The 12,260-nt window shown below is 37.8% G+C and carries 9 protein-coding genes, 16 tRNA genes and 1 rRNA gene; 20 read left to right on the top strand and 6 right to left on the bottom strand.

Annotation, left to right across the window (positions count from 1 at the left end; genetic code table 11):
• Positions 1–70 precede the first annotated feature (70 nt).
• The 17 genes from rrf to NCCP2331_RS17465 all read left to right on the top strand — a co-directional run bounded on the left by rrf (position 71) and on the right by NCCP2331_RS17465 (position 2,008).
• A 5S ribosomal RNA gene (gene rrf / locus NCCP2331_RS17545) occupies positions 71–186 on the top strand.
• 46 nt (positions 187–232) lie between these two features.
• Positions 233–307, top strand: a tRNA-Asn gene (locus NCCP2331_RS17540).
• 4 nt (positions 308–311) lie between these two features.
• A tRNA-Ser gene (locus tag NCCP2331_RS17535) sits at positions 312–403 on the top strand.
• 29 nt (positions 404–432) lie between these two features.
• Positions 433–507: transfer RNA gene (locus NCCP2331_RS17530), tRNA-Glu, on the top strand.
• Positions 508–681: 174 nt separating this feature from the next.
• Positions 682–757 (top strand) — tRNA-Val (locus tag NCCP2331_RS17525).
• Positions 758–890: 133 nt separating this feature from the next.
• Positions 891–965, top strand: a tRNA-Met gene (locus tag NCCP2331_RS17520).
• A 2-nt stretch (positions 966–967) separates the two neighbouring features.
• Positions 968–1,043: transfer RNA gene (locus NCCP2331_RS17515), tRNA-Asp, on the top strand.
• Positions 1,044–1,098: 55 nt separating this feature from the next.
• Positions 1,099–1,174, top strand: a tRNA-Phe gene (locus NCCP2331_RS17510).
• A gap of 14 nt (positions 1,175–1,188) precedes the next feature.
• A tRNA-Thr gene (locus tag NCCP2331_RS17505) sits at positions 1,189–1,261 on the top strand.
• Positions 1,262–1,269: 8 nt separating this feature from the next.
• Positions 1,270–1,354, top strand: a tRNA-Tyr gene (locus NCCP2331_RS17500).
• Between the two features lie 3 nt (positions 1,355–1,357).
• Positions 1,358–1,428: transfer RNA gene (locus NCCP2331_RS17495), tRNA-Trp, on the top strand.
• A gap of 35 nt (positions 1,429–1,463) precedes the next feature.
• Positions 1,464–1,539, top strand: a tRNA-His gene (locus NCCP2331_RS17490).
• Between the two features lie 43 nt (positions 1,540–1,582).
• Positions 1,583–1,658: transfer RNA gene (locus tag NCCP2331_RS17485), tRNA-His, on the top strand.
• A gap of 7 nt (positions 1,659–1,665) precedes the next feature.
• A tRNA-Gln gene (locus NCCP2331_RS17480) sits at positions 1,666–1,737 on the top strand.
• A gap of 8 nt (positions 1,738–1,745) precedes the next feature.
• Positions 1,746–1,820: transfer RNA gene (locus tag NCCP2331_RS17475), tRNA-Gly, on the top strand.
• A gap of 7 nt (positions 1,821–1,827) precedes the next feature.
• A tRNA-Cys gene (locus tag NCCP2331_RS17470) sits at positions 1,828–1,901 on the top strand.
• Between the two features lie 26 nt (positions 1,902–1,927).
• Positions 1,928–2,008: transfer RNA gene (locus NCCP2331_RS17465), tRNA-Leu, on the top strand.
• 1,810 nt (positions 2,009–3,818) lie between these two features.
• On the opposite strand, the gene NCCP2331_RS17460 is transcribed toward NCCP2331_RS17465, so the two are convergent.
• The gene (locus tag NCCP2331_RS17460) at positions 3,819–4,364 is read right to left on the bottom strand and encodes a cysteine hydrolase family protein (protein ID WP_251672012.1); all 546 of its coding nucleotides are present in this window, start codon (positions 4,362–4,364) and stop codon (positions 3,819–3,821) included.
• Between the two features lie 122 nt (positions 4,365–4,486).
• Between NCCP2331_RS17460 and NCCP2331_RS17455 the strand changes: the two genes are divergently transcribed.
• Positions 4,487–4,927, top strand: a complete 441-nt coding sequence (locus NCCP2331_RS17455; RefSeq protein WP_251672011.1) for an Lrp/AsnC family transcriptional regulator — start codon at positions 4,487–4,489, stop codon at positions 4,925–4,927.
• Positions 4,928–5,004: 77 nt separating this feature from the next.
• Here NCCP2331_RS17455 and NCCP2331_RS17450 read toward each other — a convergent pair whose 3' ends face one another.
• Together NCCP2331_RS17450 and NCCP2331_RS17445 are read right to left on the bottom strand one after the other, a co-directional pair.
• Positions 5,005–5,580 carry an MFS transporter gene (locus NCCP2331_RS17450; protein ID WP_251672010.1) on the bottom strand — a complete coding sequence of 192 codons (576 nt, stop codon included), beginning with the start codon at positions 5,578–5,580 and terminating at the stop codon, positions 5,005–5,007.
• A gap of 85 nt (positions 5,581–5,665) precedes the next feature.
• Positions 5,666–6,412 carry a response regulator transcription factor gene (locus NCCP2331_RS17445; protein ID WP_251672009.1) on the bottom strand — a complete coding sequence of 249 codons (747 nt, stop codon included), beginning with the start codon at positions 6,410–6,412 and terminating at the stop codon, positions 5,666–5,668.
• A 474-nt stretch (positions 6,413–6,886) separates the two neighbouring features.
• On the opposite strand from NCCP2331_RS17445, the gene NCCP2331_RS17440 reads away from it, so the two are divergent.
• Together NCCP2331_RS17440 and NCCP2331_RS17435 are read left to right on the top strand one after the other, a co-directional pair.
• Positions 6,887–8,014, top strand: a complete 1,128-nt coding sequence (locus NCCP2331_RS17440; protein WP_251672008.1) for a class II histone deacetylase — start codon at positions 6,887–6,889, stop codon at positions 8,012–8,014.
• Positions 8,015–8,335: 321 nt separating this feature from the next.
• A complete protein-coding gene (locus NCCP2331_RS17435; protein WP_251672007.1) occupies positions 8,336–9,571 on the top strand; it encodes an MFS transporter in 1,236 nt (411 codons plus the stop codon).
• A gap of 363 nt (positions 9,572–9,934) precedes the next feature.
• Here NCCP2331_RS17435 and NCCP2331_RS17430 read toward each other — a convergent pair whose 3' ends face one another.
• The 3 genes from NCCP2331_RS17430 to NCCP2331_RS18500 all read right to left on the bottom strand — a co-directional run bounded on the left by NCCP2331_RS17430 (position 9,935) and on the right by NCCP2331_RS18500 (position 11,963).
• The gene (locus tag NCCP2331_RS17430) at positions 9,935–11,116 is read right to left on the bottom strand and encodes an MFS transporter (protein WP_251672006.1); all 1,182 of its coding nucleotides are present in this window, start codon (positions 11,114–11,116) and stop codon (positions 9,935–9,937) included.
• A gap of 40 nt (positions 11,117–11,156) precedes the next feature.
• Positions 11,157–11,609: a MarR family winged helix-turn-helix transcriptional regulator gene (locus tag NCCP2331_RS17425; RefSeq protein ID WP_251672005.1), complete on the bottom strand. Its 453-nt coding sequence runs from the start codon at positions 11,607–11,609 to the stop codon at positions 11,157–11,159.
• 216 nt (positions 11,610–11,825) lie between these two features.
• Positions 11,826–11,963, bottom strand: coding sequence for a winged helix-turn-helix transcriptional regulator (locus NCCP2331_RS18500; protein WP_376776836.1), 138 nt, complete (start codon positions 11,961–11,963; stop codon positions 11,826–11,828).
• Positions 11,964–12,260: the final 297 nt, after the last annotated feature.

Raw genomic sequence — 12,260 nt, 5'->3', positions numbered from 1 at the left:
TGAAAAATTTTTCTAAAAACGTTTGACAATTTCACTCAGTTTGGTATAATAATCATGGCTTTAAAAACAGTCTAGTGACGATAGCGAAGAGGTCACACCCGTTCCCATACCGAACACGGAAGTTAAGCTCTTCAGCGCTGATGGTAGTTGGGGGTTTCCCCCTGTGAGAGTAAGACGTCGCTAGTCTGTAACACAAGCTGTAAACCTTGTGCCACAAACCAATTATAATTATTCCGCAGTAGCTCAGTGGTAGAGCAATCGGCTGTTAACCGATCGGTCGTAAGTTCGAGTCTTACCTGCGGAGCCAAATTGGAGAGCTGTCCGAGTGGCCGAAGGAGCACGATTGGAAATCGTGTAGGCGGTTTGCGCTGCCTCAAGGGTTCGAATCCCTTGCTCTCCGCCAGATTTACACTCTCATATACATTATTGCACGGCCCCTTGGTCAAGCGGTTAAGACACCGCCCTTTCACGGCGGTATCACGGGTTCGAATCCCGTAGGGGTCACCATTTCAAGACAATTATTACTCACGTAATGCAAAGCTTATCGCAGCTTCTGTAAAATTGGGAGAAGCGAGCATTACAAGAAAGCAATTGAGAGAAAGAGGGAGCGTACCTAAGTACGTGACTGATTGAGCGATTGCAGCTAACGCAGTAATGCGAAGCTTATCGCAATTTTACCCAGGAGGATTAGCTCAGCTGGGAGAGCACCTGCCTTACAAGCAGGGGGTCGGCGGTTCGAGCCCGTCATCCTCCACCATTTTTCTGAATAGCATTATCGCGGGGTGGAGCAACGAGCATTACGAAGAATGCGAGTAACACCGACAGCGAAGCGTAAGGTGTCCCTTATACTGGATGCGTAGAAGAAAATGCATAGTAAGCATTAATATTATCGCGGGGTGGAGCAGTGGTAGCTCGTTGGGCTCATAACCCAAAGGTCGCAGGTTCAAATCCTGCCCCCGCAACCAATGGTCCCGTGGTGTAGCGGTTAACATGCCTGCCTGTCACGCAGGAGATCGCGGGTTCGATTCCCGTCGGGACCGCCATTTATTTTTTTACATACGCTTTGTATTAAGCGAAGTTCTTAAACATAGCAAATGTGGCTCAGTAGCTCAGTCGGTAGAGCAAAGGACTGAAAATCCTTGTGTCGGCGGTTCGATTCCGTCCTGAGCCACCATTTTAATTTAATATGCCGGTGTAGCTCAATTGGTAGAGCAACTGACTTGTAATCAGTAGGTTGAGGGTTCAAGTCCTTTCGCCGGCATCCTTACTGGTGGGGTAGCGAAGTGGCTAAACGCGGCGGACTGTAAATCCGCTCCCTCCGGGTTCGGCGGTTCGAATCCGTCCCCCACCACCATTTAGGGGCATAGTTCAACGGTAGAATAGAGGTCTCCAAAACCTTTGGTGTGGGTTCGATTCCTACTGCCCCTGTAGCTTTACTAGATATACCTACTAATAAAAATATGGCGGGCGTGGCGAAGTGGTTAACGCATCGGATTGTGATTCCGACATTCGGGGGTTCAATTCCCCTCGTCCGCCCCATGAATATTTTCATTAGTTCTATAATATAATTACTAATACTATGGCGGGCGTGGCGAAGTGGTTAACGCATCGGATTGTGATTCCGACACTCGGGGGTTCAATTCCCCTCGTCCGCCCCATATTTTTTGGGGTATAGCCAAGCGGTAAGGCAACGGACTTTGACTCCGTCACTCGTTGGTTCGAATCCAGCTACCCCAGTTAGATACGCGGAAGTAGTTCAGTGGTAGAATACGACCTTGCCAAGGTCGGGGTCGCGGGTTCGAATCCCGTCTTCCGCTCCATTACAGCGGCGGCATAGCCAAGCGGTAAGGCAAGGGTCTGCAACACCCTTATCACCGGTTCAATTCCGGTTGCCGCCTCCAAATTTTATAATTTATTTTAGAATCTTGCCCGAGTGGTGGAATGGCAGACACGTCGCACTCAAAATGCGATGCCGCGAGGCGTGCCGGTTCAAGTCCGGCCTCGGGTATCTACTGGTCTTTTCCTGTTAATTTAAGAAAGGCCTGAAGCATCTACAACATTGTTTAACAATGTTGTAGATGCTTTTTATTTTGGTTGAATACGATAGAATTCTATGTGTTTTGAAAAAGATCACACAAATTCTTCACAGCCATCTTATCAAAGATTGAAACAGTTCATCTTCATCCTCTTCTCTTATTTCATCTAGAATGTGTGAGTAGATTTTCCAAGTCGTTTTGAAGTCTTTATGTCCGAGTCGTTTGCCATGTGTTCATTGATACTTTTTGGTATAAAAGATGCTGGCATGGGGATGGCGCAATCAGTGTAAATTAATTTTCATTATTTTTAGTAAGTCTAAAAATTTATCCAATAACTTATTCAAATTGGCATTACTTATAACTTTATATTTTGATGCTGGAATAAAAAAACTAGCTGATGAATGTTTATAGATGTCATTTCAAATAATCGTTTGAATAAATACATCGTAAATTTATTTACTTTTATAACTCGAATCGACTCTTCATTTTTCGGAGTGCTGAAACCTCCAGGTGAGTTCTTTGCGTAATCCCAAGTTTTTTCTATATATTTATTGTAACGTCTTCAAAATTGAAGTCCATCCTCGTTAGTCCTACCATTTCACAGAATGCATACCAGTGGATAAACCCAACCCCAATACAAGTAACCCATTCCCTTGTCCAAACGACTGGAAAGCTCTTTAAAGAGAGCCTGACTATTGTTATAGTTGAGGTGCTTTTCTTCTGCTCTTTTCGCTTTGACTGTCCATGTTAATTTTACTTTTCTGGATGTCTTATTTCTTATTAGTTTGATACAATTAATTTTAGGTATTGTCAGCACTCCTTTCAACCTCCATTGGTTTTGATTCGATACCAATACAGTGGAGAAGTTTGAAGAGGCCGGCAAGCCTTTTTTTATTAAAACCTACTTTGCAGCGTTATGTACTTTTCCTTTTCAAAATTATGTATTTCTATTTTGGACTAAACAGCTTGTCTCAAATTTCACTTTGGCCGACCATAATGAGGGCCATCGGGCTTTGCGCATCCAACTTAAAATTCAAAAGGAAGCGGACCTCGACCAACATCTTTCGATCCAATAGATGAGCCTTATCTACCATGACAGCCGGCGTCATACTATGTATCCCTTTCATTAGTTACTGAAGGACGACCAGTCATCCATGAAATCTATTTTATTTTTACCTGCATTTCATGGCTATGAAAAAGATACAGGATAGTTAAATGCAAAAACATCATAAAAAACCCCTACTATATAATAAGCAAAAACATTAGCGAATTATCTCGGAAGAATATAGAGGGGATGCCGAAAGAATTTTAAAAAACATATCTTTAAGGATGTTTTATAGTGCTCGGTTACAGCATTGTATGAACTAAAAGTAACTGAGGTTTGTGTAATTGGGCATCATGGGTGCGGTAAAACAATATAAGTTCAGTGGAAACAATTAAGAAAATGCAAGAAAGAGCGTTTCTAAACAAACATTTGATACATTAGAGTTTGCGTGAATTAATATTGAATGGCTAACAGGTTTTGAAAATGTAAAAGATAGCGTGAATATGATTAAGGAGCACCCTACTTACAAAGGGAACACCTGTCTACGGCTTAGTGATTAATCCAGAATAAGGAAAATTAGATGAAGTAGTAAAAGGTAATGTTACTGAATAAATCATACTAAATAAGATGGTTTTCCACATAATAATCCGTTGATAGTTTCCGAAAAACGATAAAATAAAAAGGCATTTGGAAATAAGCGGATTCCCAAATACCTATTATATTTAAGATCGTGGTTCTTATTGCAGGAAATCTTCAGTTGAAGTTACAGCACAATACATACCGTTAACTGCACCGACAAACGCATAATGAACCTGTTCAGCTGGAACGACCTTACCCTCATAAGCTAAGTCGAGTGTCGCACATGCATCTTCAATAAGTGTAGTTTCAAAGCCTAGATCCACTGCAGCTCTGACTGTGGCATCAATACACATATGTGTCATCATGCCTACAACTACTACCTTGGTTACGCCATTTTCTCTTAATTTGCTTTCCAAATCAGTCTGTAAAAAGCTGTTAGGGAAATGTTTGATGATAATGCTTTCGTTATCCAAAGGTTTAACGGTTTCATGTATTTCGGCACCTTCTGTATCTGGAAGGAAGAATCCCATTGCTGGATCAGCTGCGATATGTTGAACGTGAAAAATATTCTCTTTATTGTTTTGTCTAAACCATTCAAGAACTTTAGCAGCATTAGCCGCGGCTTTATCTGGATTAACTAATTCCATCTTACCGTTAGAAAAATAGTCATTTTGAATATCTACAATAATTAGCGCTGTGCTCATTATTTCTCCACCTCATTGAATGTATTTTGGTACACTATAATCATATCTCGTCTATTGATATTTATCGATAGGTTGGCGAAACGCTTTTAGCTCAAAAAATTTCATGGTGAAAGGAATGTATTATGGAACTTGATAACATTGATCTTCAAATCCTTCGGTTACTGTCCGATAATTCACGCATCCAATGGAAAGACTTAGGCGAACAAATTCATATGACGGGACAAGCAGTAGGGAATCGAATAAAAAAACTTGAGGAAAATAGTATCATTAAAGCTTACTCTCTTTTAGTGGATGAAACGAAGTTAGGTCTTTCTTATACAGCGTTTATTATTTTTTATATGAAAACAACAGACCATGATTCGTTTATTCGATTAATGAATGATCGAAAAGAAGTGATGGAAGTTCATCGGGTGTCGGGAGAAGGCTGTTACCATATAAAAGTAAAAGTGTGCTCTCAAGAACAATTGAATCTCTTTCTAGATAAAATTCTTGAATATGGGAATTATAGTGTACATTTATCTATAAAGGAGATTAAACAACAACATTCGCTGAATGCGAGATAATAAAATGATTAAGGTCAGTGATTTGATTATAAAATGAAAATTCACTATCTAGTGGGATAGTGAATTTTTAAGTAGGTTTATTTGAAGTGAGGCTTCTTTAATTTTGTACTTGAAACCACAAATGCAATGCTAAGCACAATTGCGGCAAATACATAAGGCATATCGATATTGATATCAAATAAAATACCGCCAATAATCGGTCCTATTATGATACCTAAGCTAGTGTAAGCAGAGTTCATACCCGCAATATACCCTTGGTTTTCCCCAGCAATTTTTGATAAAAAGGTTGTCACAGCAGGGCGTAAAATATCACCTGAGAAGAATACAATGCACGTAATGGCAATCATCGTCCAGTAACCGTCTATTAAAATCGAAATAAAGATAAAAATAGCGGATGACAGTAGGGTTAAATTAATGAGCATTCGTTCTCCAAATACTTTGACCAGCTTATCAAAGAATAAAATTTGAGCAACAACCCCAGCGATTGAGCCGACTGTAATAATGACCGAAATATCACGGATCGTAAAGCCAAGTTTTTCATCGACGAATAAGGCAAACATCATTTCATAAACGGCCAGTCCAAACGCTAGTACAAACACGACCAGTAGTGGGGTGAAGTACTGTGGTTGAAAAGATTTTTTAAACTCCTGCATAAACGCTGGTCATACAGCGGATGCACGATTTTTTTGTAGCTGCCTAGTGTAAAGGACCTGACATATATTTAATCTCAAGTGATTTCTAAAAATTTGAAGTAAGTTTAAAACTGAGTTGTGTCCGATTGTTTACCTCGAATTTTTGGTAAAGGCTTTGTATATGTTTTTTTACTGTGTTCACGCTAATGAAAAGAGTTTCGGCAATTTCTTTATTGGGATATCCTTGTTTTATGAGCAGTAACACTTCTTTCTCACGGGCGGTCAAAGGATTGCTCGCACGATCGCCAGTGCCCTCGATGACAGTCACATGTTTGTCCATTTTTTGGACTAAAAATCTAGAAAGTATTTCCATATACATCAATTCACTTTTAGTTGGTACTTCTTCTTTATTAGCGAAAATTAAATCTAATACCCCGACTAATTTATTACCGTTTACTAGAAAGATAGCTGTAAAGCTGTCGAATCCATATTTCTTCAAGTATTCATGATAAATAATACTGTTTTCAAGCTTTTCTTTCGTTATAATATCAAAAGTGTTGATAACTCGTTGCCTAGGAATCATCTGTGAAAGCTTGTGTGGAGCAAAATGATCCATATCCAAATAATGATTTAAGTAATTACTGGTGATTGATGCATCTATACTCAAACTATAGGGATCGTGTAATTTATTTTCTCCATCAAAGAGCCAAAAAATTGATTGATTGAACCCAAATATATGTTTAATTGATAACAGTACATCTTCGCGAAAATTTCTGCTAGTAGTTTTTGATAGCTCATCCATTAAATAAAGTGTTTTTTCGTAATTTTGATCATTTAAAGAATGATACACCATATCCTTTCTCTCCCTTCATGTTAAATTACTCTCCAGTTTCAGAGTTGGTAGATGTACTAACCTTATTTTGTACTTGAAATTGGATTCAAATATTTATCAAAAAAACAAAAACCCCTCTGTTCTTAGGTTAATATAGGTAGTGCACCAAGCCTTAGAGAAGATGCTTTCTTTGTCAATACTTTATCAGACTCTTATGATAAGTCAAATATCGTATCTTGCATATTTTTGCAAAGTTGAAGATTGGAAATTTCCTTACCTAGATTAATTGAATATAAAATATGGCCTGTCTGGGTAATATGTTTCTCTTATCTGTTCATTTATAATAAATTTATCGTCAGCTTTCATGAAAGCGATTACAAGTAGTTTTGAAAGGAGTGAAGAGATACACGTAAGTGAACAAATTAATTTTCAGCATTTAAGAATTAAATAATTAAATAATTTGTAAGACAAACATAAGAAAAGGGGAGAGTAAGAATGAAAAGAAGAACTGGTCTAGTAACAGATGAAAGATACTTTACGCATAATGTTTGGCAAAATGTTGAGACGGCGGCATTTTTTGTTTCAGGAGAGTTTATCGAACCGGATGAACATATGGATGGACCGAAAACGAAAAAAAGAACTTTAAATTTGCTCGAGCGTACAGAGATCATGAAAGAACTAACTAAAATTAAACCGAAGATGGCGACAATTAATGAGCTCGAAATGTGTCATGATTCAGCTTATATTCAAAAGGTGAAACATCTGAGTGATAATGATGGAGGAGCAATTGATCCTGAGGCATTTATTGATCGAGGCACGTTTGAGATTGCAGCTCTTTCAGCAGGTGGTGTGATGAGTGGGATCGACTCTGTGATGAATGATGAAGTGGATAATGCCTATGTTTTAAGTCGTCCACCGGGTCATCATGCAACACGGAATGCTGGTATGGGGTTATGCCTATTTAACAATATTGCAATTGGTGCAGAGTATGCCCGTCAAAGGTATGGATTAGAGAGAATAGCGATCATTGATTGGGATGCTCATCATGGAAATGGCACCGAAGATATTTTTTATGAAGATGACGGCGTTTTGTTCGTCTCTATTCATCAGGAACAATTCACATATAATGGGGGGCATGTTCAAGATACCGGAAAAGGGAGTGGAGAAGGTTATAATATTAATATTCCTTTTCCAGCCGGGACTGGAAACGCAGGGTATACGGCTGCGTTTAAAGAAATTGTTGAGCCAGTTTTCAGGAAGTTTCAACCAGAACTTATATTAATATCAGCAGGTCAGGATTCAAGTATTTTTGACCCGATTGGAAGAATGAGAGTAACTTCAGATGGATATCGCAATTTCACAAAAATTGTCGTAGATTTAGCAGAAGAACTTTGTGGTGGGAAAATCCTCTTTAGTCAGGAAGGTGGCTATAACCCTGCTTATGCTCCATTTTGTACATTGGCAATTATTGAGGAGATGAGTGGTATCAGGACAGCTGTCACCGAGGATCCATTTTTAGATTCAGCTAATATTTTACCGATAGAAATTAAGGAAAGTGAAGAGAAGGTAATCGAAGAGGTCAAACAAACATTTCAAAGATGGTTTACTTATTCTATGAAATGAGCTTATCTAAACGATGTTATTGTAAAGGATAATAGTTATTAAATGAACAAATGTATTCTTATTCACTAAAGACGAATCCGATTTGAATTTTTCAAATCAGATTCGTTTATTTTCTAAAAAAATTTTGGTTTGCGAGATGGTTCCTATCAATTAATTACTTTGATTTAGAACCTTAAGAAATATATTCAGAATATCCACTCTTTATTTGCAATGTTAGTGATGGGGTAATTGTAATTAATTTAGAAATGAAACTGTTATAGACAGATTTTACAATATTGATAATGTTGTTATAGAAAACATTAATATCATGGGGGTACAAGAATGCAAAAAGCAACGTTTTTAAGTTATTTAAATGGTATACTTGTCATGTTTATGACATTTATGTACAGCCTCTTACTCATGGCACCCGCACCAGTTATGCTTACAATAGTTGAGACGTCAAATTGGAATTTAGGCCAGGTTGGGATGCTAATAAGTATCATATTCTTGGTAGTTGCTGTTTTTGCTTTAGTTGGAAGTGTTATTATAAATAAAATTGGTGCTAAGTGGACTGCGGTTATTTCATTAGCCTTGGCAGCAATTGGTAGTATGATGGCTTTCTTTTCAGGAGACAGCTTTGCACTGCACCTACTCGGAAGAGTTATCGTTGGTGTTTCTTGGGGTATATTTGTTCCTCTTGCTCCTGTTGTCATCGCGCAGTGGTTTCCACAACGACAGCATGCTGCTTGGATGGGTGCACGTTCTGCGCTCGATTATCTTGGGGTGGCGGCGACTTTCTACATTACCCTACCAATCCTTTCTTTTGTGAATAATTGGCAAGCAGTTTTCGGTGTTTATGGAATCTTTATGGCAGTTCTTTGCGTTATTTATATACTATTTGCCAGAGATCCGAAACGTAGTGGAAAAGACGATGCTGTAGAACAAGCAGAAGGTAGGAGTGAAAAAAGTAATATTTTACGGGTCATTAAGAACAAAACTATCATTTTGCTAACAATCAGTGTAGCTGGATTTGCGGTAGGTGGAAATGCATTTCTAGAATATGAGGCCGCATACCTTCAGATTGTACATAGTTACAGTGAAGCAGATGCTGCTAATGTGACTGGTATGATGACAATAGTAGCGGTTATAAGCAGTATTATCTCCGGTGCAATCATGATAGTCTTGAAACGCAAAAAACTCCTTGCTATATCTTTCATTATTTTAATGATCGTTGGTGCGTTAGGGGTATATTGCATTGACAACTCTAATGCTATTATAGCATTCACGATAATATTTGGAATAGGTTTCGCTGGTTTTAATGTATACTACGCAGTTAAGATTTTAGATATTTCGAATGAACCTTCTTTTGTTGGCACAGCGATGGCACTCGTCTTTGCGGCGGCTTGGTTATTAGCTTTCTTCATTCCTATAGTTCTCCAAGGATTACTTGATCTCGGAATGTCGATGCAGATTGTAATGGTCATTTTCCTTGTACCATTAATTGTAAGCATTATCGCAATCATGCTTATGGATGAGACGGGTAAGAAAGTAACAGCTGAAGTTAAAAAAACAGCATGAAATCTGTTGTGCTCCTCCTATTAAAGAGAAACTGGAAAATTTACGTTTTTAAATCTCTTAAGTGAGTCTAAATTGAAAAAGGCGCTATTCCTTTCGTATTTCTTACTCTGATTCATCGGTTGACTGCTATATGAAAAAATGATTACGGCCAGTGAAATGTACCATCTGTGAATTTTTTACCAATACATACCTTTTGTATAATTAGTGTGCACAGCTATTGGTGTGACATTGCTTATACAGGAGGCTTTTTTGTATGATTCAATAAAATGAAAGTACATATTTTATGTGAAAGTGTACTTCGCACTAATTTGGACATAACATAAAAATTCACTATCTAATGAGATAGTGAATTTTTAAGTAGGTTTAATTCAGGTGAGGCTTCTTTAATTTTGTACTTGAAATAACAAATGCGATGCCGAGCACAACTGCGGCAAATACATACGGCATATCGATGTTGATATCAAATAAAATACCGCCAATAATCGGTCCTATTATGATACCTAAGCTAGTGTAAGCAGAGTTCATACCCGCAATATACCCTTGGTTTTCCCCAGCAATTTTTGATAAAAAGGTTGTCACAGCAGGGCGTAAAATATCACCTGAGAAGAATACAATGCTCGTAACGACAATCATCGTCCAGTAACCGTTTATTAAAATCGAAATAAAGATAAAAATAGCAGAAGATAATAAGGTTAAATTAATCAGCATTCGTTCGCCAATTAAATTGACCATCTTGTCAAAGAATAAAATTTGAGCGACAACCCCAGCGATTGAGCCGACTGTAATAATGACCGAAATTTCACGGATCGTAAAGCCAAGTTTTTCATCGACGAATAAGGCAAACATCATTTCATAAACGGCAAGTCCAAACGCTAGTACGAACACGACTAGTAGTGGTGTGAAGTACTGTGGCTGAAAAGATTTTTTAAACTCCTGAGTAAACGCTGGTCGTACAGCAGTTGCACGATTTTTTTCTAGCTGCTCTGTTGAAATTGAATCGTCTAATACAAAGAAAATAACAATGGCAGTAATTAATGAAATGACAGTAGCAAAAAAGAACGGTGCGCGTATCCCAAACTCTGCAATAAATCCACCAACTCCTGGTCCAATGATAAACCCTAAACTAATCGCAGCCGATTGGTAGCCTAATGCTTTTGCACGATTTGCTAGCGTCGTTTTATCGGCAATATACGTAACAACAGCTGGCATAATGAAGGCAGCACCTACACCGCCAAGTAGACGGCTTACAAATAATAGCCATGTTTCATTTGAAAAGCCAAACAGTGCCTCTGAAAATGAAAATAACAAAAGACCGATAATCATCATTTTTTTACGGCCGATCGAATCGACCCATACACCTGTAAAAGGGGAAGCCAGAAACTGTGCAAAAGCCATCGCAGCGAACAAGTAACCGATAATGGCACCGCTCAAGCTTAGGTCTTTTGCAATCGACGGCATAACTGGTGAGGCAAGTCCGATCCCCAGATAAGCGATAAATAAACTAAATAATGCAAGTGCAATAGACACTTTCTCTTTTCGATTCATAATTGATTTCCTCTACTTAATTGTCAAACAATTCATGGCCCTATTTGTTGGAGGATGAAATGGATGCATTTACTTTCTTCATTGTTTGTAATACATTTCGCAATTGTTCTAGATCGATATCAGCGAAGTGCTTCGTCATAAATTCCTCATCTGCTTCCTCACTCAGTGTCTGATAAGTGACCCCTTCTTCTGCTAATTCGATGAAAAGCTCTCTATGGTTATTCGGGTTGGATTCACGTTTGATAAAATTCAGGGCTTCGAGCTTCGATAATACTTGGCTTACTGCACTTTTAGAAATCATAAATTTCTTGGCGATTTCATTTGCTGTAATATGTGGATTGTCCTTCAAAAAAAATAAAATCGTATCTTGTTGTGCTGTTAAATTATAAGCATTGAACTTTTGGGCGTTTTTATTATACAAAAGATAATTTAAGTAGTATTCACTAAAAACAACAGTCAGTTCTTTAAACATTTCTTGATGATTTAAACGCATAATATCCCCCTTTTCTTCAGTTAAGTAAAGTGAACTTAACTGACGGAGTATATTTTATCTGTTATTAAGTTTTTTGTCAACATTTTTTCAAAGAAGGACTCGATGGAAGTAATCCAAATGAAAATGATTTCACTCACCAAATACTTTTACATATTATTATTATGATCTCCTCATTGGTACATTGTCTGGATAATTGTTCAGAGCGTATGCCTCTTTTCAGTCAAGCTGTATTCTACCTTTTAACGTAGAACTGAGCGTTTTACATGTTATTTCACCTATCATACGCTGACGCTCGTTATATCGCACTACACCATTTATTGATAAATTACAAATCATCAGCAGCTTCCACTTCATCATACTCGCTTCTAGCTTTAAAGAGCGTCGCTGCGTCTGGAAATATATACACCTTTGTGTTAATAATATCCAAGTTTTTCACAAGTACTAACTATCCAGAAATTAAGTGTTGACAGTTGCAGTGTATCCATGTTAAATTTAGTACAAATTCGAGATACTTGAATTAGAGGTAATGAGAGAAGAGTAATTCGCTTAGAAAAGATGGACTATAGATAAATTAAATTCAGCAGAGTTACGCAAAAAAAATTTTGAGTGAATTTACCTCGAATTCAAGATAAATATATTCAGAGTAATAAT

Source organism: Sporosarcina sp. NCCP-2331 (assembly GCF_023707945.1).
Classification (GTDB): domain Bacteria; phylum Bacillota; class Bacilli; order Bacillales_A; family Planococcaceae; genus Sporosarcina; species Sporosarcina cascadiensis.
The sequence above is the reverse complement of the archived record's forward strand: the minus strand, read 5'-3'. Positions and strand labels throughout refer to the sequence as shown.